General features: G+C 64.9%; 19 protein-coding genes. 4 read left to right on the forward strand and 15 right to left on the reverse strand.

Translation table 11 applies throughout. The features are described 5' to 3' along the window. Positions 1–20: 20 nt before the first annotated feature. On the forward strand, positions 21–665 hold the full coding sequence (locus AC5ZFO_RS41155; protein WP_282523778.1) for a glutathione binding-like protein: 645 nt from the start codon (positions 21–23) through the stop codon (positions 663–665). Positions 666–737: 72 nt separating this feature from the next. Here AC5ZFO_RS41155 and AC5ZFO_RS41160 read toward each other — a convergent pair whose 3' ends face one another. From AC5ZFO_RS41160 to AC5ZFO_RS41200, 9 genes are all read right to left on the reverse strand, one after another. Then, positions 738–1,505, reverse strand: coding sequence for a substrate-binding periplasmic protein (locus AC5ZFO_RS41160; RefSeq protein ID WP_282523777.1), 768 nt, complete (start codon positions 1,503–1,505; stop codon positions 738–740). Between the two features lie 37 nt (positions 1,506–1,542). Further along, the gene (locus AC5ZFO_RS41165; protein WP_496123637.1) at positions 1,543–1,884 is read right to left on the reverse strand and encodes a c-type cytochrome; all 342 of its coding nucleotides are present in this window, start codon (positions 1,882–1,884) and stop codon (positions 1,543–1,545) included. Between the two features lie 89 nt (positions 1,885–1,973). Continuing rightward, entirely contained in the window at positions 1,974–3,689 is a 1,716-nt protein-coding gene (locus tag AC5ZFO_RS41170; protein WP_282523776.1) for a pyrroloquinoline quinone-dependent dehydrogenase, read from the reverse strand. A 327-nt stretch (positions 3,690–4,016) separates the two neighbouring features. Further along, positions 4,017–4,139 (reverse strand): hypothetical protein, encoded by a 123-nt coding sequence (locus AC5ZFO_RS41175; RefSeq protein ID WP_282523775.1) that lies wholly within the window; start codon positions 4,137–4,139, stop codon positions 4,017–4,019. Position 4,140: 1 nt separating this feature from the next. Then, positions 4,141–5,799, reverse strand: coding sequence for a hydantoinase B/oxoprolinase family protein (locus AC5ZFO_RS41180; RefSeq protein ID WP_282523774.1), 1,659 nt, complete (start codon positions 5,797–5,799; stop codon positions 4,141–4,143). Between the two features lie 2 nt (positions 5,800–5,801). After that, positions 5,802–7,886: a hydantoinase/oxoprolinase family protein gene (locus tag AC5ZFO_RS41185; protein ID WP_282523773.1), complete on the reverse strand. Its 2,085-nt coding sequence runs from the start codon at positions 7,884–7,886 to the stop codon at positions 5,802–5,804. A gap of 133 nt (positions 7,887–8,019) precedes the next feature. Beyond that, positions 8,020–8,841 carry an NAD-dependent protein deacetylase gene (locus tag AC5ZFO_RS41190; RefSeq protein WP_282523772.1) on the reverse strand — a complete coding sequence of 274 codons (822 nt, stop codon included), beginning with the start codon at positions 8,839–8,841 and terminating at the stop codon, positions 8,020–8,022. 88 nt (positions 8,842–8,929) lie between these two features. Beyond that, complete coding sequence (locus tag AC5ZFO_RS41195) at positions 8,930–9,766, reverse strand: SDR family oxidoreductase (protein WP_282523771.1); 837 nt, start codon at positions 9,764–9,766, stop codon at positions 8,930–8,932. Between the two features lie 73 nt (positions 9,767–9,839). Further along, complete coding sequence (locus AC5ZFO_RS41200) at positions 9,840–11,159, reverse strand: solute carrier family 23 protein (RefSeq protein ID WP_282523770.1); 1,320 nt, start codon at positions 11,157–11,159, stop codon at positions 9,840–9,842. A gap of 178 nt (positions 11,160–11,337) precedes the next feature. Here AC5ZFO_RS41200 and AC5ZFO_RS41205 point away from each other — a divergent pair, with 178 nt between their 5' ends. Continuing rightward, entirely contained in the window at positions 11,338–12,672 is a 1,335-nt protein-coding gene (locus tag AC5ZFO_RS41205) for a dicarboxylate/amino acid:cation symporter (RefSeq protein ID WP_166344500.1), read from the forward strand. A gap of 65 nt (positions 12,673–12,737) precedes the next feature. On the opposite strand, the gene AC5ZFO_RS41210 is transcribed toward AC5ZFO_RS41205, so the two are convergent. Continuing rightward, positions 12,738–14,333, reverse strand: coding sequence for an ABC-F family ATP-binding cassette domain-containing protein (locus AC5ZFO_RS41210; protein ID WP_282523769.1), 1,596 nt, complete (start codon positions 14,331–14,333; stop codon positions 12,738–12,740). Between the two features lie 23 nt (positions 14,334–14,356). On the opposite strand from AC5ZFO_RS41210, the gene AC5ZFO_RS41215 reads away from it, so the two are divergent. Continuing rightward, positions 14,357–14,524 (forward strand): hypothetical protein, encoded by a 168-nt coding sequence (locus AC5ZFO_RS41215; RefSeq protein ID WP_282523768.1) that lies wholly within the window; start codon positions 14,357–14,359, stop codon positions 14,522–14,524. A gap of 39 nt (positions 14,525–14,563) precedes the next feature. Next, positions 14,564–15,409 carry a tetratricopeptide repeat protein gene (locus AC5ZFO_RS41220; RefSeq protein WP_085401814.1) on the forward strand — a complete coding sequence of 282 codons (846 nt, stop codon included), beginning with the start codon at positions 14,564–14,566 and terminating at the stop codon, positions 15,407–15,409. On the opposite strand, the gene AC5ZFO_RS41225 is transcribed toward AC5ZFO_RS41220, so the two are convergent. From AC5ZFO_RS41225 to AC5ZFO_RS41245, 5 genes are all read right to left on the reverse strand, one after another. Next, entirely contained in the window at positions 15,399–16,118 is a 720-nt protein-coding gene (locus AC5ZFO_RS41225; protein WP_282523767.1) for a hypothetical protein, read from the reverse strand. The two genes, AC5ZFO_RS41220 and AC5ZFO_RS41225, sit on opposite strands and share 11 nt — an antisense overlap. 135 nt (positions 16,119–16,253) lie before the next feature. After that, positions 16,254–16,601, reverse strand: a complete 348-nt coding sequence (locus tag AC5ZFO_RS41230) for a RidA family protein (RefSeq protein WP_282523766.1) — start codon at positions 16,599–16,601, stop codon at positions 16,254–16,256. 12 nt (positions 16,602–16,613) lie between these two features. Beyond that, positions 16,614–17,735 carry an NAD(P)/FAD-dependent oxidoreductase gene (locus AC5ZFO_RS41235; protein WP_282523765.1) on the reverse strand — a complete coding sequence of 374 codons (1,122 nt, stop codon included), beginning with the start codon at positions 17,733–17,735 and terminating at the stop codon, positions 16,614–16,616. Then, positions 17,732–19,150 (reverse strand): FAD/NAD(P)-dependent oxidoreductase, encoded by a 1,419-nt coding sequence (locus AC5ZFO_RS41240; protein ID WP_282523764.1) that lies wholly within the window; start codon positions 19,148–19,150, stop codon positions 17,732–17,734. The genes AC5ZFO_RS41235 and AC5ZFO_RS41240 overlap by 4 nt, the downstream gene beginning before the upstream one ends. After that, positions 19,147–19,443, reverse strand: a complete 297-nt coding sequence (locus AC5ZFO_RS41245) for a (2Fe-2S)-binding protein (protein WP_496123638.1) — start codon at positions 19,441–19,443, stop codon at positions 19,147–19,149. Before AC5ZFO_RS41245 ends, AC5ZFO_RS41240 begins: the two co-directional genes overlap by 4 nt. Between the last annotated feature and the right edge of the window lie 23 nt (positions 19,444–19,466).

Consider the following 19,466-nt stretch of genomic DNA (forward strand, 5'->3'; position numbering starts at 1 on the left):
ATTGCCCAAGGAGGCCCAAGATGGATCTTTATTTCTCGCCGCTCGCCTGTTCGATGGCGACGCGCGTCGCGCTGTACGAAGCCGGCGCCGAAGCGAATTATCTCGAAGTCGATCCGCCGACCAAGACAGTGCTGAACGACGGCACCGACTTCCGGACCGTCAACCCGATCGGCCTCGTGCCGACGCTGCGCACCGACGAGGGCGTGGTGCTGACCGAGAACGCCGCGATCCTGCAATATGTCGCGGATCGGTTCCCGCAATCCGGCCTCGGTGCGGCCCAGGGCATCGATCGCACCCGGCTGCATCAATGGCTCTGCTTCATCGGCACCGAGCTGCATAAGGGCCTCTTCATCCCCGTGCTCGACCGCAAGGCGCCGCAGGAGATGAAGGCCTATGTGCTGGAGAAGAACCTGTCGCGGCTCGACTATCTCGACAATTACCTGAAGGGGCGCGAGTTCCTGCTCGACCAGTTCAGCGTGGCCGACGCCTATCTCGTCACGGTCATCAACTGGACCATGGCGACCCCGCCGATCGAGCTCGCCAAATGGCCGAACGTGAAGGCGTATCACGACCGCCTGCGCCAGCGGCCGTCGGTCGCGAAGGCGATCGCCGAAGAGTTCGAGCTGTACAAGGCCGAGCAGGCGCGGAAGAAAGCTGCGGCGTAAGACCAAAGCGAGATCTTCATAGCGACGTCGTCCTGGCCAAACCGGGACGGCGTCGTTCTCTCGGCAATTCAGCTACCTCGGCGCTTGCAGCACGATCCCATAGCGACCGTATATCCGATCGATCGTGCCGTCGTTGCGCAGCCGTTCCAGCGCTCCGTCGATCGCCTCGCGCAACGCATCATCCGGGCGGACCATGCCGACGGCGACATTCCAGTTGAGGTCGGCCACGCCCTCGTCGCGATCCAGGATCCGGAGTGCCTTGTCAGGATGCGTCAGATTGAAATAGCTCGCCGCGGTGGGCGTGACCGCAGCCGCATCGATCTCATGGTTTGAAACAGCATCGAGGCTGTCGGTCTCGAAGCCGAAGGTCGATATGGGCACGCGCCGTTGACCGATGATCATGGCGGCGACAGAGCCGACCTGCACTCCCACCTTGGTATGCTCGCTGAGGCTCTTGAACGATGTGAGCGCACTGGATGACGGCACCGCGAGCGCGACGCCCGTGCGGTAGTATGGTTTCGAGAGCCTCAAACGGGTTTCGCCTTGCGCTTCGCGATCGGCGATGACATCCAGAAGAATGTCGCAATTGGCGCTGCGCATTTGATACTGCGTGATGATCCAGTCGAGCCGTAGCGGGACACCGAGCTCGCGTGCCAGCACCTGTCCCAACTCGACCTGAAAGCCGGGCGGATCGCCGCTCTTGCGCGCAAAAGGAAGCGAGTTGGGATGCGCGCATAGTCCGAGCGCGCCACTCGCGCGGATCGCGTCGAGGGTTCGCGCCTGCGCCGGTCCGCACAGCCCGATGGCGGCACCGACGATAACCAGGACAATTGCCTTCATGCCGCGTCCTCATCTGGATGGATCAGGTTCCGGAGGGTCAACCCTCGCGCGGCTTCAAGGCGCGGATATATTTGACGATCTGGTCGATCTGCGCGTCACTGAAGCTCTCGCCGAATGCCGGCATCGCACCTTGCTTGCCGATCTTGATACGGTTGTGCAGAAATTCGTTGTCTCGTTGCGAATTCATCAGTTGCGGTCCCCTGCCAGCAGCCCGGCCGCCGTCGGAGTGGCAAAAGCCGCAGGTCCCCGCGAACAATTGCTCGACGTCCAACGACCCGTTGTCCGGCGCCGGCGTGGCAGATTGAGCTCGAGCCACCACAACGCACAGCAACGAAGCGCCCAGCACCGCCGGAAGCGACTTCAAATGCAGTTTCAACACGTCCGCTCCATTCCTGAATCACGCGCGGCCGCTGCAATCGACCGAGAAGCGGGCTTGCACCCGCTTCTCGGCAGATCGCTTGAGGCAGACTACTTCAAGCTGTAGACGATGAGCGCGCCGTCGTCGCGCGGCATGCTCTTGTAGACACCGCCGAAGGTCGGCGCGTAGTCATCCGAAGCCATGCCGCCGAAGCCGGCGACGACCGCGACGTACTGCTTGCCATTCACGGAATAGCTGATGATGCCGCCCTGATGGCCGGTACCGTCGCCGTGGCTCCACAGCTCGGCACCGGAGTCGGCATCGTAGGCATGAACCGTGCCCCGCGAATCCGGCACGAACACCAGATTGCCTCCGGTCGACAATACGCTTCCGAGCGGTGGCTCAGGGAAGCGGACTTCCCACTTCTTGGCGCCGGTGATGGGGTCGCGCGCGTCGAGATGGCCATAGATCTCACCGCTAGGCGGCGGCGCGATCTTGAAGTCGGCGCCGATGTTGAGCTGAGCCTGAGGAGCAACGATCGGAGTCGTCTTCTGAACTTCGAGCGTCATGCACCATTCCTGGCCGAGCTTGTAGTAGAGCCCCGTCTTCGGGTTGTACGACCCGGCGTTCCAGCTCACCCCACCGGAAATGTGCGGGCACAACGGTTCGGAAACCTTGCCGGCGGAGAAGTCGCGACGGCCGATCAGTTCGCCCGTCTTGGGATCAATGTCCTTGACGAAATTGCTGTTCTGCGTGATCCGCCAGACGTTCTTGACGCCGAGGTTGCGGTCATAGACGAAGATGTATCCGCTCTTGTTCGGATGCACGACGTACTTCTGGCCGTCGCGATCGAGCATCACGAACTCGCCGACCGCGCTGTCGAAGTCCCAGGCGTCATGAGGCAGCTCTTGGTGATAGGATTTCAGCTTGCCGGTATCGATATCGAGCGCGATCACCGAGGTGGTGTAGAGATTGTCTCCCGGACGCGCGCCCTGCGTCTTGTAATCGGCTCCCGACCAGTCGTAGAGCGGCGCCGGGTTGGCAGTGCCCCACAGGACGGTGTTGTTCTCAGCATCGTAGGTGCCCGGCATCCATCCGCCGCCGCCGCCAGTCCGCCAGGAGTCATTGCCCCAGGTCTTCACGGCCTCGTCCGTGCCGGCAACCGTCAGGAATTCCCATTTCTTCTTGCCGGTGGTGGCATCTACACCGAAGATCGGACCCCGGCCCGGCCATTCGCCGCCCTGCGAGCCGATCACCACCGTGCCTTTGGCGTAAAGCGGCGCTCCGGTGAACCCAACGGTCAGCTTCTGGGAATCAATCAGCTTGGTGTCCCACATGACCTTTCCGGTCTTCATGTCGAGCGCGATGAGATGGCCATCCATTGTCCCGACATAGACCTTTCCCTCGCCGAGGGCAGCACCGCGATTGTAGGGCGAATGGGTCTGCCGCGCGACCAAGGCTTCATCCAGCTCGGGGAAGTAGGACCAGATCACCTCGCCGGTAGCGCCGTTCAGCGCAAAGGTGCGGCTATAGGAGCCGGTGTAGTAGAGCACGCCATCGGCCGCGAGCGGCATCGATTGCAGCCCCCGGGTCGAACGTCCGGGGATGTGGATCCACGCGACACCCAGATTGCTCACATTACCGGTATTGATCTGTGAGAGGGGACTGTAGTGATACGACTTGTATGAGCCGTGATAGGTGAGCCAATCGTTCTGACCGCCGGCCTCGATCCGGGCAGTATCCACGGCTTGGGCCCATGCCGATGACGCGATCAGCGTCGCGCCTGCAACAAGAGGTAGGCCAAACTTACACCAACGCTTCTTCATCCGTTCCTCCCGCTTTTGTGTTTTGTTGAACTCGCGTCTCGCAGACGCGGCGAGGGATGTTTGCAGCTCGCTAAGTGTCGGTTCTTCTCCATCGCATATGAGCTGCCAACAGCTCTCGATCTCTCTCGGCGGACATCGCCAAAAGGAGCTACGTTTCCTGGACTGGTTGCTGTTGCACTCCTGCTCGCTCTCACAGAGTACGCCGGATGAGGGAGAGCGCAAAGATGGAATGCGCGAGCGGCGCGAATTTGACGCGCAGCACGAATTTGAAACGGCAGTGGCGCTGACCGTTTCGTCCCAGCCGACAGATCTTCGGACTGAAGCGGGTTATCCGAACGGCACGCGCGGTTGCACCGTGACGATCCCGCGCCAGAGCGTCAGCGGCCGTACGAAGCCGATCGTGATAACGAGGTCGGACAGCGTGACGCGCGCGATAGCGGAGCCCGTCACCTCACCTCGCGCGTCCATAGATCGCAACCGCATTGTCGGCAGACACCAGGCCGCTTGCGACATCGTCGTTGACCGCCACGCGATCGCGCTCGCGCGGATCGCCGATGCCGGCACCGCCCGGCGTCATCACCACCAGCCGGTCATCCGGCGGCACGGTCTGAAAACCCTTGCCGCGCATCTTCTGGCCGGACTTCAGGCCGACATATCCGGCCTCGCCATTCTGGCCGCCATCGCGTCCGCGCGGCGGATGATCGATGCGGTCGAACGCAGCCAGGATATCGAACGGTGCATCGATGCCGCTGCCGACCTCGATGATCTGGCCGAGACCGCCGCGGGTGCGCCCGGCACCGCCGGAATCCGGGCGAAGCTCCTTGCGCCAGAAGATCAGCGGCGTTTGCGTCTCCGCGATCTCGACCGGCGTGCCGCGCACGCCGCTGGGATAGGCGGTCGCCGACAGCCCGTCCTTCGCAAAGCGCGCACCGGTGCCGCCGTTCGAAGTCACCGCCATCGAGAACCCGTAATTGCCGCCGACGCCGCTTCGCGTCTGGCCGCGGACATTGAGATTCCACAGGCACGAGGTGCCTTCCGCCGGCACTCGTTCGGGAATGATCTGGCGCAGGCAGCCGAACACCACGTCGGGCAGCATCTGGCCGATGATGTGGCGCGAGGCGACCGACGCGGGCTTTGGTGCGTTCAGGATCGCGCCAGGGGGAGCCGACACCGTCAGCGGCGAGAGCGAGCCGGCATTGTTCGGGATCTGCGAGGCGACGACGCAGCCGAGGCCGAATACGGTGTAGGCCGTGGTGTAGGACAGGGGCACGTTGATGCCGAACTTCGAAGCGGCCGAGGTGCCGTCGAAATCGACGTGGATACCCTCATCCGAGATCGTCAGCGTCGCGGCGAGCGTGACCGGCGCATCATAGCCATCGACGACCATGGTGTTGTGCCAGCTTCCCTTCGGCAGTTTTGCGATCTCGGCCAGCACGGCCTCGCGCGAGCGGTCGCAGATGTAGTCGCCGAGCTCGTCGAGCGTGTCGATCTCGAACTCGGTCATCATCTCGACCAGGCGTTCGCAGCCGACGTCGTTGCAGCCGGCGAGCGAATAGGTGTCGCCCTCGGTGTCGATCGGCAGCCGCGTGTTGGTGCGGATCATCGCCATCAGCGTCTCGTTGACGACGCCCTGGTCGATCAGCTTGAGCATGGGGATGTAGAGCCCCTCCATGAACACGTCGGTGGCGTCAGGGCCGAACCCGATGCCGCCGATGTCCATGAGATGGCTGGTGCAGGAGAACAGCGCGACCGGCTTGCCGTCCTTGAAGCAGGGCGTGGTGACGACGAAGTCGTTGAGATGACCTGTGCCCATCCAGGGATCGTTGGTGATGTAGGCGTCGCCTTCCTTCATCGTCTCGATCGGGAAATGCGCGATGAAGTGCTTGACCGATTCCGCCATCGAGTTGACGTGGCCTGGCGTGCCGGTCACCGCCTGCGCCAGCATCCGCCCCCTGAGGTCGAACACGCCGGCGGAGAGGTCGCCGCATTCACGCACGATCGGGCTGAAGGCGGTGCGGAGCAGCACCTGCGCCTGCTCCTCGACCACGGCGATCAGCCGGTGCCACATGATCTGAAGATCGATCAGGCTCGCGCCATTTGCCTTGCTCATGATCAGGCCGCCTTTCGTTCCATGACGATGCTGCCGGCACCGTCGATATGGGCGTCAAAACTGTTGGAGACGAAGGTGGACGTCTCGTCCTCGGCGATCACGGCGGGGCCGGCAATGGTCGCGCCCGGTGCCATGTCCTCGCGGCGATAGAGCGGGATCTCGATCACCTCCCCCGCCCGTCCGTCGAAGAATTTGCGGCTGCCCGAGGCCTTGCCGGCGGGCTTGCGCGCAACGGAAGCGACGACAGAAGGATTATGCGCATCGGTGGTCGCGAGCACCGACCAGCTCAGGACCTCGATTGCGGCGCCTGGGATCGGACGCTCGAACATCGCCGAATAGTCGGCCTCGAACTTCTGGCGCAGCCCGGCGAGATCGGCCGATGTCAGCCGCCGGTTCGGCAGCTCGACCGGGATCTCGTGGCCCTGGCCGACATAGCGCATGAAGGCCGCGCGGCGTTCGCGCACCGGCGCACCGGCCGCGCCCGGCTCCACCAGCGCGCGCGCCTCGGTCACCATTTCCTGGAGCAGCTCCGAGACCCCCTCCGTGTCGAAATCATCGAGGCGGACATGGCGGCTGCGCACCAGCTCATAGGCAATGGGAGCAGCCAGGAAGCCGACGGCCGAGCCGACGCCGGCATTCGAGGGCACGATGACCCTGGAGACGCCGATCTTCTCGGCGACGCGCGCCGCATGCAGCGGCGCCGCGCCACCGAAGGCGATCAGCGTGTGCTGGCCGACGATCTCGCCGCGCTCGACCGCATGCACGCGCGCCGCGCTCGCCATGTTCTCGCAGACGACCTCGTGCACGGCATAGGCCGCGGTTTCCGCCGACAGCCCCAGCGGCTCACCGACGGCGCGCAACAGCGCCGCCTTCGAAAGCTCCGGGCTGAGCTTGATCGTGCCGCCCGCGAAGGCATCAGGATCGATCATACCGAGGGCTACGTCCGCATCCGTCACGGCCGGACGCTGGCCGCCGCGGCCGTAGCAGGCAGGGCCCGGCTCCGACGAGGCGCTCTCGGGGCCGACGGTGACGCGCTTCATCGCATCGACATGCGCGATCGAGCCGCCGCCGGCGCCGATCTCGACCATCTCGATCACGGGGATGCGCACCGGCAGGCCGGAGCCCTTCAGGAAGCGCGCCGCACGATCGACCTCGAACACGCGCGAGGTCTCGGGCTGGTATTTTTCGATCAGGCAGATTTTTGCGGTCGTGCCGCCCATGTCGAACGACAGCACCTTGCTCTCGCCAAGCCGCGCCGCGATCTGCGCCGCGAAGATCGCGCCGCCGGCGGGACCGGATTCGACGAGGCGCACCGGAAAGCGCCGCGCCGTCTCGATCGAGGTGACGCCGCCGCCGGAGGTGACGAGATAGATCGCGCCGCGGAACTGCTCGACCTGCAAGGCATCCGCCATGCGGGCGAGATAACCGTCGATCAGGGGTTGCACATAGGCGTTGGCAACTGCGGTCGACGTGCGCTCGTATTCGCGGATCTCCGGACACACCGCGGAGGACACGGTCACGGAGATGCCGGGCATCTCCTCGCCGAGGATCGCGGCCGTGCGGCGCTCGTGCTCGGGATTGGCATAGGAGTGCAGAAAGGCGATTGCGACGCTCTCGACGCTCAGCGCGCGCAATTTTGGCGCGAGTGCGCGGACCGCTGCTTCGTCCAACGGGAGACGAACGGCGCCGTGCGCGTCGATCCGCTCAGGCACGGTGAAGCGGAGCGACCGCGGCGCCAGCGGCCTCGGCTTGTCGATGCTGAGATCGTACTGGTCATAGCGGCTCTCGGTGCCGATATCGAGCACGTCGCGAAAGCCGTCGGTCGCAATCAGCGCGGTCTTGGCGCCGCGGCGCTCGATGATCGCATTGGTCGCGAGCGTCGTGCCGTGAATGAAGACGTCGATGTCGCTGATATGCGCGCGCGCGTCAGTGAGAATGAGACGCATGCCGTCCAGCACCGCCTGCTCGGGCCGCTGCGGCGTCGTCAGCACCTTGCGCGTCTTGCGATCATGCCCCACGTCCAGCACGATGTCGGTGAACGTGCCACCGATATCAACGGCAAGCCGCACCTCGGCTCCCTCAAGCATTCCAAATTCTCCGTGCTGACCGATAAACTGCGCGAAAACCGCAGCAATTTTCATACCAGCGACAACGCCCGGGGTGAAGCGTCCGAGCCGTTTTGCGTGGCACCTATGCGGTAGAAGGGTGCGGCCCGCGCGCTCAGAGCAGGAATGCAAGCGCCGCCTCGCAGCGCTCCTCGACCTTGAGCGTGAGGAGATCGTCGGCGCGGGTGCGTCCGAGATTGACCGCGGCGATGGGAATTTGCCGGTTTGCGGCCGCCCGCACGAAGCGGAAACCGGAATAGACCATCAGCGAGGAGCCGACGATCAGCATGGCGTCGGCCTGCGCCAGATGATCCTGCGCGGTGGCCACCACGTCGCGCGGAACGTTCTCGCCGAAGAACACCACGTCGGGCTTGAGGATGCCGCCGCAGGCTTCGCAGGCCGGCACCTTGAACGACGAGAAATCCGCATGCTCGAGATCGGCGTCACCATCAGGCGCATCCGCGGCGTCGAGCGTCAGCCATTCCGCATTGGCACGGCCGAGCCTGTCCTGGAATTCGTTGCGCGGGGTCTTCGCCCCGCAGCCCATGCAGCGGACCAGATCGAGCCGGCCATGCAAATCGATCACCTGCCGGTGGCCGGCGGACTGATGCAGCCGGTCGACGTTCTGGGTCAGCAGCATCTCGCAGCGCCCGCTCGCCTCGAGCCGGGCCAGCGCATGATGCGCATCGTTCGGCCTCGCCTGGCCGAACCGCCGCCAGCCGATCAGGCTGCGCGCCCAATAGCGCTGGCGCGTAGGCTCCTCCGACATGAAGGCCTGGAAATTGACCGGCTGGGTCCGCTTCCAATTGCCATGGCTGTCGCGGTAATCGGGAATGCCCGAATTGGTGCTGCAGCCGGCGCCGGTCAGCACGAACAGACGTTCGTGCCGACCGACGAAATCCTCGAGCGAACGGTTTGCCTGCGGAGGTTTTGCCATGGCGCAGATGTAGTCTGCGCCGTGTCGTTTTGCCAGATGTCCGCCGCCGCAACGTGCGCCAGCCCCCCGCAGTCGAAGCTGATCAAATCTAGCTCGCCCAATTGTCCCGAAACTCCGGGAACAGCGTCAGGCCTCCGCAGGCATAGATGGTCTGGCCCGTGATGTAGCTCGCTTCATCCGAGGCGAGGAAGGCGAACACGGCGGCGATCTCTTCCGGCGTGCCGACCCGTCCCAGCGGAATGTGACTGGTGACGACGCCGCGCTTGGCGGGATCACCCGTCCACGCCGCGTTGATCGGCGTGTCGATCGCGCCGGGGCCGACCGCATTGACACGAATGCCGCGGCCGGCGAATTCGAGCGCCAGCGTACGCGTCAGATTGGCGATGCCGCCCTTGCTGATCGAATAAGCGAGATAGCCAGGCTTCGGAATGATCTGGTGGACGCTGGAGCAGTTGATGATGCTGCCGCCTGCCCCGCGCGCGACGAAATGGGCGAGCGCCTTCTGCGCGCAGAGCACGGCGCCGTTGAGGTTGACGTCGATGATGCGGCGGTAGGTGTCGATGTCGAGCGCCTCGCTCGGCGACTCCCGCTGGAAGCCGGCGTTGTTGACGAGACAGTCGAGCCGCTTCCAGCGCGAAAGCACCGTCTCGAACATCGCACCGACCTCCTGCTCATTGCTGACATCGGCCTTGACAACGACATGATCGAGCTTGCCGTGGCCGCGGTCAGCCGATCCTGTCCTTGCAAGCGCAAGTGTTTCCTCGGCCCTCTCGGGATGATCGACATAGTTGATGGCGACGGTCGCGCCCTCCTGCGCGAGCCGGATGGCGACGGCGCGGCCGATGCCCTGGGAGGCACCGGTCACCAGCGCGTATTGGCCGACGAGGCGCGAGGAAAAGGTGGTTGAGCGATCGGTCTGTGGCATGAGCTTTCTCCAGAATGAATCATCATGGATGGAACCGGCGTTTTGTTCCATCCCGCTGGCGCATCGCAGGGATTCAGTCGGCGGGGCGTGCGAGCGGCGAGGTCAGGATCTGGTAGAGGATGATGGCGCCGAAGGTCGCCGTGCCGATCCCGCCGATCGTGAACGCGCCGAATTTGAGCGTGAGGTCACCCGCGCCCGCGGTCAGCGCCACGGCGACGGTGATCAGGTTGGCGGGATTGGCGAAGTCGACCTTGTTCTCGACCCAGATCCGTCCGGCCATCGCGGCGATCAATCCGAACAGCACGATCGACAGGCCGCCGATGACGGGACCGGGAATCGACAGGATCAGTGCGCCGAATTTCGGCGAGAAGCCGAGCAGGATCGAGACCGTCGCAGCAAACGCGAACAGCAAGGTTGAATAGACCTTCGTCGCCGCCATGACGCCGATGTTCTCGGCATAGGTGGTGACGCCGGTGCCGCCGCCGCTGGCCGCCACGATGGTCGCGAGGCTGTCGGCGAACAGCGCGCGGCCGAGATAGCCATCGAGGCTCCGGCCCGTCATGGCGCCGACGGCCTTGATGTGACCGAGGTTCTCGGCGACCAGAATGACCGCCACCGGCGCAATCAGAAAGATTGCATCGGCGTGGAACGTCGGTGTGGTGAAGCTCGGCATGCCAAGCCACGGCGCGGCCGAAAGCTGGGCGAAGTCGATCGGCTTGCCGAAGCCGAGGCCGTTCGCGAACAGCAGGTACAGGAGATATCCACCCACCGCACCGAGGATGATCGGCAGGCGGCGCCACAGGCCCGGAGCGGCAACGGCCACCACACCGATGATCAGAACGGTCGCGAGCCCGATCCAGGTGTCGAACGCGCCTGCGCTCACCGCCTTGACCGCCACGGGCGCGAGATTGAGGCCGATCGCGGCGACCACGGCGCCGGTAACGGCCGGCGGCATCAGGCGCTCGACCCAGCCGACGCCCGACCACATCACGATCAGCGCGATTACGCCGTAGAGCACGCCGGCACCAACGATGCCGCCGAGCGCGACGGAGAGATTTGGATTCGGCCCCTGCCCGGCATAGCCGGTGGCGGCGATGACGACGGCGATGAACGCGAAGCTCGAGCCGAGATAGCTCGGCACGCGCCCCGCGACGATGACGAAGAAGATCAGCGTGCCGATGCCGGAGAACAGGACCGCAACATTGGGATCGAACCCCATCAGCAGCGGCGCGATGATCGTCGAGCCCGACATTGCGATGCAATGCTGGAGACCGGAGATGATGGTCTGGCCCCATGACAGCCGCTCCTCCGGCATGATCACGCCCGAGGCCTTGAATTTCCAGCGCGGAAAATAGCTCTGCGGCTGCTCGTCCGAGCCCATCGTGGTTGTCATATTCCCCCCGTTGCGGTGCAGCGACCGATCTTCGTGCGATCCGACAAAAATGTGATTGTCGCTTCTGCGGCGACCATCACATGATGCGAGTCATGCAAGATTCAAAACTTGCAAGATTCAAAGTTTGCAGAATCCAGATCTTGCAGAATCAAAATCAATGCGTTCCGGGGCACACACTATGACACAAGTCGCGATCCAGCCAGCCATCCATCGCCGGCATCAGCCCTGGTACAAGATCCTCTACATCCAGGTGCTGATCGCGATCGCGCTCGGGGTGCTCATCGGCTATTTCTATCCCGATCTCGGCAAGGAGCTGAAGCCGCTCGGCGACGGCTTCATCGCGCTGATCAAGATGATGATCGCGCCCGTGATCTTCTGCACCGTGGTGCACGGCATTTCCTCGATGGGCGACCTCAAGCGCGTCGGCCGGGTCGGGCTGAAGTCGCTGATCTATTTCGAGACGGTCTCGACCGTCGCGCTCGCCATCGGCCTGCTGGTCGGCGAGATTCTCCAGCCGGGCCACGGCTTCAACATCGATCCCGCCACGATCGATCCGAAATCGGTCGCGACCTACGTCACCAAGGCCAAGGAAGAGGGCATCGTCGCCCATCTGATGGCGATCATTCCCGACAGCTATGTCGGCGCGATCGCGCGGGGCGACCTGCTACAGGTGCTGCTGATCTCGATCCTGTCGGGCTTCGCCATCGCCTTCCTCGGCAAGGCCGGCGAGCCGATCGCGGAGGCGATCGACAAGGCCGCGAAAATGTTCTTCGGCATCATCCGCATCATCGTGCGCGTGGCGCCGATCGGCGCGTTCGGCGCGATGGCCTTCACCGTCGGCGCCTACGGCCTCGGCTCGCTGCTCAACCTCGCCGCCCTGATCGGCACGTTCTATCTCACCAGCATCCTGTTCGTGCTGATCGTGCTGGGCTCGATCGCGCGGCTCTCCGGCTTCTCGATCCTGCGCTTCATCGCCTACATCAAGGACGAACTCTTGATCGTGCTCGGCACCTCCTCGTCGGAAACGGTGCTGCCGCAGATGATCCAGAAGATGGAGCATCTCGGCGCCTCGCGCTCGGTGGTCGGCCTCGTCATTCCGACCGGCTACAGCTTCAACCTCGACGGCACCAACATCTACATGACGCTGGCGACGCTGTTCCTGGCGCAGGCGACCAACACCCATTTGACGATCTGGCAGGAGCTCGGCATTCTCGGCATCGCCATGATCACCTCGAAGGGCGCCTCGGGCGTGACCGGCGCCGGGTTCATCACGCTTGCCGCGACGCTCTCGATCGTTCCTGACATCCCGATCCAGTCGATCGCGATCCTGGTCGGGATCGACAAGTTCATGAGCGAGTGCCGCGCGCTGACCAACCTGATCGGCAACGGTATCGCCTGCGTCGTCATCAGCATCTCCGAAGGCGAGCTCGATCGCGAGGCGCTGCACGAGACCATGGCTCATCCGCTGGAGATGGGCGAGGCGCTGGAACCGGGCGGCAGCGCGGCCTCGTAGGCCGCGCCAGGCAGCTTTCCATGCGACGCGCAGGGCGTCGGGTTTTTGTTGTCGACCAATGAGGCTTAGAGAGCCGAGCTGGCGACCAGCACGACCCTGCGCGTGATATCGATCTCCTGCAGGAACGCCTCGTCGTGACTGACCACGAGCAGCGCGCCGTCATAGGCCCTCAAGCCTGCCTCGACGGCTTCGATGGAGTCGATGTCGAGATGATTGGTCGGCTCGTCCAGGATGAGCAGGGACGGCGGTGTCGCCCCGCCCAGAACGCAGGCGAGGCCCGCACGAAACAGCTGTCCGCCGCTCAGGCTCCCCACGATCTGCGAGGCGGCAGCAGCGCGAAACGCGAACCGGGCCAGGGCCGCATGGCACTCGTTCGCGCCCGCTTTCGGATTGAGACGCCCGAAATTGTCCAGGATGGAGATCGCGGGATCGAGCAGGCCGACCTGCTGGTCGAACAGCGCGAAATCCGGCCTGACCCGCACGGCGCCCGAGACAGGGCGGATCTCGCCTGCGACGAGCTTGAGCAACGTTGTCTTGCCTGAACCGTTCGGCCCGACGACCGCAACGCGTTCCGGACCAACGATGGTGAGCGAGAGATCGCGCAAGACCGGCTGCTCCGGCTGATAGCCGGCGCTGACGCGATCGAGCCAAACCACCTCCCTGCCCGCCGGCAGGCCGGTCGGGGGCAGCTTCACCGACAGCGGCTGACGAATCTCGACGCGCCGGCGTGCCGCGGCGACGGCATCGATCGCCTCCGCGCGCCGCCGCTCGGCGATTTGCGCGGTCTTTCCGCCGCTGTCCTCGCTGCGGTCCTTGCGTGCACCGGCGAGAATGCGCGGCATGTCGCCCTTGGCGCGCTTCTTCCTGCCGCCGCTGTCCTTGCGCGCCTTCCGTTCGGCTGCCTCCTGCGCCTTGCCGTCAATCTCGGAGAGGCGCCTTTCGGCATGCGCAAGGTCGTGCCTGACGGCAGCGAGCTCGATGGCCTTCTGCTCGCGGTAACTGCTCCAATTGCCGCCGTACCGTCTTGCCCCCAGCGATGTCATCTCGACGATGGCGTCCATGGTCTCGAGCAGGTCGCGGTCGTGACTGACGACGATCGCCCCGCCCCGCCAGCCTGCGAGCAGGTCGACCACTGACTTACGTCCATCCCGATCGAGATTGTTGGTGGGCTCATCGAGCAGCAGGAAGTCCGGCTCGGCGAAGACCGGCGCGGCCAGACGGATCCGCGTGATCTGCCCGCCCGACAAACGATCCAGCTCCGTGTCGGTATCAGGATCGAACCCGACACGCGCGAGCGCGGACGCAAGCCGCGCTTCAAGCGTCCAGTCGACGTCGGTGACTTCGTCGGCGAATGCATCGCCCCGCTCGGCACGGCGAAGCAGCTCCAGCGCTGCGCGCGCGCCGAACAGATCGATCACCGCGGCGCCCGCAGGAAGCTGGACGTCCTGGCGGAGCATTCCCACGGTTCCGCTCACGAGAACGCGTCCCGCTTGGGGAATGTGCTCTCCGGTGATCGCAGCAAGCAGCGTTGTCTTGCCGACGCCGTTGCGGCCGACGAGACCAGCCCGTTCGGCACCAAATGTCAGGTTGAGGTCGGAAAGGAGAGGACGGCCGTCAGGCGTGGACAGCGAGAGGTTCGACAGAATGATCGATGCAGGCATGGAATTCCCCGTGAGCAAGGCGGATGGGCGTTGCGGTCGGGGTGAAATCCATGGATGCGAAACTCCTGATTGATGTCTCGCTGATAATCCCGCCGGGCGCCGAGATCAAGGCGCATTCCGTGCAACGCGTCCGGGCCAATCAGCAAAGCATCACGAAGCTGTTGATGGACGCTGCATGGGGCATGCGGTAAGGGGCAAAAAACAACGTGTCTCAACCAAGAGGCCATCTCTTGAGCGGCAAGCCGAATAGCCCCCTCGCCCAACTGCTTCAGCAAGCCTTTCTGGCGCTACGTGCAAAGCAGTTCGACATTGCAAGGCAGCTTGCGACCGAAGCCCTGAAATCAAATCGCACCGACCGGAATGCCGTGCTGATCCTCGCCCATGCCCTGCTCGGCCAGGAGCGTGCGGAGGAGGCGATTGCGCCGCTGGAGAAAGCCGCGAAGCGCAATAGCGATCCCGAAATCGAGACGCTGCTCGGCCATGTGCTGTGTGCCGCGCGGCGCAGAAGCGATGGACTGGCGCAACTGCGGCGAACCGCAGCGCGCCGTCCGCCCTATCTGCCCGCGTTCCAGGAGCTTGCGGGCCAGCTTGCGAACGCCGGCGAGGTTGGCGAGGCGGTCGGGATGATCGAGCAAGCCCTCGCGCTCGCCCCGGCCAGCGTCGATCTGCAACTCGACCTTGGCCGCATGCATGTCCGGAATAACAATCGCGCCAAAGCGCGTACCGTGCTGACCGCGGCGCGCGCGATCGGGCCGGGACGCACCGATATCCTGACCGAACTTGCCTGGGCCGAGCTTCTCGACGGCGCCTATGCGGAGGCCGCCGACACCTACCGTCACGCGCTCGGGCTTCGCCCGGACGACGCTCTCTCCCGCGCCAATCTCGCGATCTGCCTGATGGAGATGGGCGAACGCGATGGCGGCGAGGCGGCGCTGCGGTCCGTGTATGGCGGACGGCCGCAGATGCTCAGCCGCGCCGCCCTCACACTCGCCGCCTCGTCGCACGGCCGCTTCTTCTTCCGCCCGAGCGCCGCGGCGAAATTCCTGGGAGCCAGGCCCGAGCGGGCTACGCCCTGAATTTCCGCCGGTACAGACCCGGCTCGCGCTTCAGCGCGGCGCGCAGGGCGTGGACCTTCTGCGCTTCATCCTCGGTGAAGGCCGAGGTCTGCCGCGTCCAATCCTCACGCTTGACCGGAATGCATTGCGCGATCGGTGTGCCCTTGGGCAGCACGCCGCGAAAGCCCGTATTGTGCCAATGCGCCGGAAAGTGGATCCAGCTGTCGCGATAGCGATCGCAATCGACGAGGCCGCTCAGCGTGATGAACGGCAGGTCGAAGCGATTGACCGGATGGGTGAAGAACAGCGAATAGCCTTCCGGCGCCTCGATGGTCCAGAGATTGTGAAACTTGATGACGAAGCGATCGGTCTCGAACAGCGGCGAGCCGGTGAGCTGGCCCTGATCGTGAAAGCTGATCGGCGAGCGCGGAAAATCGATCTCACCGCCGGGCGGGATGTCGTTGTCCCAGCTGATCTCGCCATCCTCGACCCTGATATCGCAGATTAGCGGGATCAGAAAACCGCATGTCATCGCGTCGATGAACGGCGGGCAGCGCTTGACCGTCTCGTCATCCTGCTGATTGAGGGCACTGAAGGCCGTGGTCGGCATCGCCCTGAGCCAGTCGGGAACGCCGAGATTCGCCGGCACCGGCTGCGGCAGCAGGCCTTCGAGTTCTCCGGGGCAGCGAAATTTGATCGCGAGCTTGTTGTTATTATTCTGCGAGGACATTGGGCATTCCAGCCGAGTCCCCTACTGATAAACGGAAACTGCGGCGCGTCAAAGCGCCGCAGCTAATCCAGACCATTACATCTTCGTCATGTTCGGATCGACGGCTCTCTTCACGAGCCCGTGAGAAGAGCGCAATCAGCCCTTGAGTGCGGTCACCACCACCTCGATCAGTGCACCGCCGCCGAGATCGGCGACGCCGACGGTGGCGCGCGTCGGCAAATTGTCACCGAAGAACTCGGTCCAGACCGCGTCCATCTCCTTCTTCTTGGAAAGATCCGTGACGAAGATCGAGGTGCTGACGATTCGCGACTTGTCGGTGCCTGCTTCCTTCAGATAGCCGGCGATCTTGCCGAGGATGTTGCGGGTCTGCTCGCCCATCGAGACCGAGGTGTCGTCGGCGATGGTGCCACCGATGAAGACGAAGCCGTTGGCCTCGACGGCGCGGTGCATGATGGGCGTGCGGATGCTGCGGGTGATGCTCATGATGTCCTCTTCTTAGAGCGTGGAAGGATGGAAACGGTCGATGCCGAGATCGCCTACGCGGGTCTGGGTGCCGCCGTTGACGATCAGCTCGGCCATCACGGCGCCGGCGCCGGGGCCGAGCTGGAAGCCGTGCAGCGAGAACCCGAACTGGTGATAGAGACCCTTGTGGCGGCTGCTCGGTCCGAACACGGGGATGTCGTCCTTCATCTTCGCCTCGATGCCGGCCCAGGCGCGGACGATCGTCGCGCTGCGCATCACCGGGAACAGCTCGAACACGGTGCGCGCGCTGATCGCGAGGCTCTTCCAGTCCAGCACGGTCTCGTTGCGATCCTGATAGGGCGTCGCCAGATGGCCGCCGCCGATCAGCACGGTGCCGTTGGAGAATTGCTTGAAGGACAGTTTGCGCCCGCGCAGGATCACGACGGGGTCGATGAAGTGCGGCACGCGCGAGGTGATCATCAGCATCGGCGCCACGGTCTCGACCGGAACGGGCTCGCCCAGCGCTGCGGCGATGTTTCCGGCCCAGGCGCCGGCGGCATTGACGAGCACCGGCGCGGCAAAGGTTTCAGTGCCGACATCGACGTGCCAGAGGCCGCCGCTCTGACGGATGTTGCCGGCCGCCACGCCCTCGCGCACGGTCGCGCCGAGCTGCTCGGCCTTGCGCCGGAATGCCGTCGTCGTCTGTGCCGGATTGGCGGCACCATCGCGACGCGACACCACGCCGCCCGGACATGTCTCAGCCACCGCCGGCACCAGCCGCCGCAATTCAGTCGCGTCGATCAGCTCCTCATGGGTGAAGCCGAGCGCGTTCAGCTCAGCGACGCGCGCGCGGCAGACGGCGAGCTCCTCCTCGTTTTCCGCGACGAGAACCTGACCGTAACTCTCGAAGCTGCAATCGTCGTCGAGGAGATCGGTGATCTTCTCCCAGATCCCCATCGAGCGGATCGAGAGCGGGATTTCGGGCACGTGCCGCGCGAGCTGGCGGACGCCGCCGGCATTGACGCCGGAAGCATGGCGGCCGGCGTAGTCTTTCTCGATCAGCACCGGCTTCATGCCGGCGAGGCACAGATGCAGCGCGGTCGAGCATCCGTGGATGCCGCCGCCGACGACGATCGCATCCACGTTTTGGCTCATCCGCGCACCACCGCCTTGACGTCGGCCTCGCTCTTCGGAACGGCGGCGAGCTCGGCGAGCGTGATCGGCTTGACCGGTGCGCGCAGCCGGTAATAGCCGATCTCCTGTGCCGTCTTGCCCCGCGCCTGCGCCATCAGCTCGGTCACGGTAAGGCCGCAGAGCCGGCCCTGGCACGGCCCCATGCCGGTGCGGCGATAGGCCTTGAGCTGGTTCGGGCCGGTCGCGCCGATGGCGACGGCATCGAGAACGTCCTTCGCGGTGACCTCCTCGCAGCGGCAGACGATGGTGTCGCCCGTGGGGATGCGGAACTGCGGCGCGGGGCGGAACAGCGTGTCGAGGAAGACGCGGCCGCGCTCGGCCTTGGCGAGATCGGCGCGGAGGGTCGCCATCGGCGCAAGTTTTGTCGCAACCGCAGGCGCCAATGCCTCCACCGCCGCGCGCGCCGCGATGCGGCCACGGACCACAGCGGCATTGGCACCACCGATGCCGGCCCCGTCACCAGCGATGGCGATGCCAGCGACCGATGAATTGCCGCTCGCGTCCAGCACTGGCGACCAGCACAGTTGCAGATCGTCCCAGCGATGCTCGATACCGGCGGCCATCGCCAGATTGACGTTGGGCACGACGCCCTGATGCAGCAGCAACAGGTCCGCCGGAATCGTCTCACGCTTGCCGCCCGCGACATAGCTCACGTTCGCAAGCTGGCCATCACCGGATGCTGAGAGCTCGGTGACGCCGGAGACGACCTGCACTTTGGCCTTCACCTCGCGCATCATTGACAGGCCCTTGGTGAAATAGGGCGAGGTCAGGAAGGCGAAGGCATGCGGGAGTGCTGCGAAGTAGTTGCCGCGCTCGGTGGTGTCGAGGATGCGGTCGATGCGGCCGCCGAGCCGCAAGATCTGCGCGGCGAGCAGCCAGAGCAGAGGCCCCTGCCCCGCGATCACCGTGCGTCCGTCAGGCACCAGAGCCGATGATTTCAGCATCGTCTGCGCCGCGCCCGCGGTCATCACGCCAGGCAAGGTCCAGCCGGGAATCGGGAACGGCCGCTCCAGCGCGCCGGTCGCGAGGATCACGCGCTGCGCCTTGAGGAAAGCGGACGCACCGCCGATCGAGACGGCGATCTCGAGATTGCGGTCGAGGCTCCAGACGGTGGCGCGATGGATAATCTCGGCGCGGCTCGCGCGGAGCGACTGAACGAGGTCGGCACCGACCCAATAGTCGGCGCCAAGCTGGTTGCGGTCGGTCACGGGCGTGGACGAGATGGCACGAAACACCTGGCCGCCCGGGCCGATGTTCTCGTCGAGCAACAGCGTCGACAGGCCGGCTTCGGCGGACGTCGCAGCGGCCGCGAGGCCGGCGGGCCCGGCCCCGATCACCACGACGTCGTAGGCTTCGCGCTTGGGAGCCACAGTCATTTTCCGATCTCCCGCTTGCCCTTCTGGATCTCGATCTGCATGCCCTCGGCGACGGGCACCAGACAGCCCTGGCGGTTACCGACGCCGTCGATGGTGACGAGGCAGTCGAAGCACACGCCCATCATGCAATAGGGCAGACGCGGCGCGCCGCTCACTGCGGTGGAGCGCCGTGCATCACAGCCGGAGGCCAGCAGCGCGGCGGAGACGGTGTCGCCCTGGCGCGCCGCGACGGTTGTGCCATCCACGAAAATCTGGACCTGCGGTCGCTTGTCCTGTTCGGATCGTCTAAACATGGGATGCCTCTTGGCTCCTTTAG

This window comes from Bradyrhizobium sp. Unk1, from assembly GCF_059512345.1.

Coding starts and splice junctions, on each gene's coding strand:
- AC5ZFO_RS41155 (WP_282523778.1), top strand. CDS start 21: ATGGATCTTTATTTCTCGCCGCTCGCCTGTTCGATGGCGACGCGCGTC.
- AC5ZFO_RS41160 (WP_282523777.1), bottom strand. CDS start 1,505: ATGAAGGCAATTGTCCTGGTTATCGTCGGTGCCGCCATCGGGCTGTGC.
- AC5ZFO_RS41170 (WP_282523776.1), bottom strand. CDS start 3,689: ATGAAGAAGCGTTGGTGTAAGTTTGGCCTACCTCTTGTTGCAGGCGCG.
- AC5ZFO_RS41180 (WP_282523774.1), bottom strand. CDS start 5,799: ATGAGCAAGGCAAATGGCGCGAGCCTGATCGATCTTCAGATCATGTGG.
- AC5ZFO_RS41185 (WP_282523773.1), bottom strand. CDS start 7,886: ATGCTTGAGGGAGCCGAGGTGCGGCTTGCCGTTGATATCGGTGGCACG.
- AC5ZFO_RS41190 (WP_282523772.1), bottom strand. CDS start 8,841: ATGGCAAAACCTCCGCAGGCAAACCGTTCGCTCGAGGATTTCGTCGGT.
- AC5ZFO_RS41195 (WP_282523771.1), bottom strand. CDS start 9,766: ATGCCACAGACCGATCGCTCAACCACCTTTTCCTCGCGCCTCGTCGGC.
- AC5ZFO_RS41200 (WP_282523770.1), bottom strand. CDS start 11,159: ATGACAACCACGATGGGCTCGGACGAGCAGCCGCAGAGCTATTTTCCG.
- AC5ZFO_RS41205 (WP_166344500.1), top strand. CDS start 11,338: ATGACACAAGTCGCGATCCAGCCAGCCATCCATCGCCGGCATCAGCCC.
- AC5ZFO_RS41210 (WP_282523769.1), bottom strand. CDS start 14,333: ATGCCTGCATCGATCATTCTGTCGAACCTCTCGCTGTCCACGCCTGAC.
- AC5ZFO_RS41215 (WP_282523768.1), top strand. CDS start 14,357: ATGGGCGTTGCGGTCGGGGTGAAATCCATGGATGCGAAACTCCTGATT.
- AC5ZFO_RS41225 (WP_282523767.1), bottom strand. CDS start 16,118: ATGTCCTCGCAGAATAATAACAACAAGCTCGCGATCAAATTTCGCTGC.
- AC5ZFO_RS41230 (WP_282523766.1), bottom strand. CDS start 16,601: ATGAGCATCACCCGCAGCATCCGCACGCCCATCATGCACCGCGCCGTC.
- AC5ZFO_RS41235 (WP_282523765.1), bottom strand. CDS start 17,735: ATGAGCCAAAACGTGGATGCGATCGTCGTCGGCGGCGGCATCCACGGA.
- AC5ZFO_RS41240 (WP_282523764.1), bottom strand. CDS start 19,150: ATGACTGTGGCTCCCAAGCGCGAAGCCTACGACGTCGTGGTGATCGGG.
- AC5ZFO_RS41245 (WP_496123638.1), bottom strand. CDS start 19,443: ATGTTTAGACGATCCGAACAGGACAAGCGACCGCAGGTCCAGATTTTC.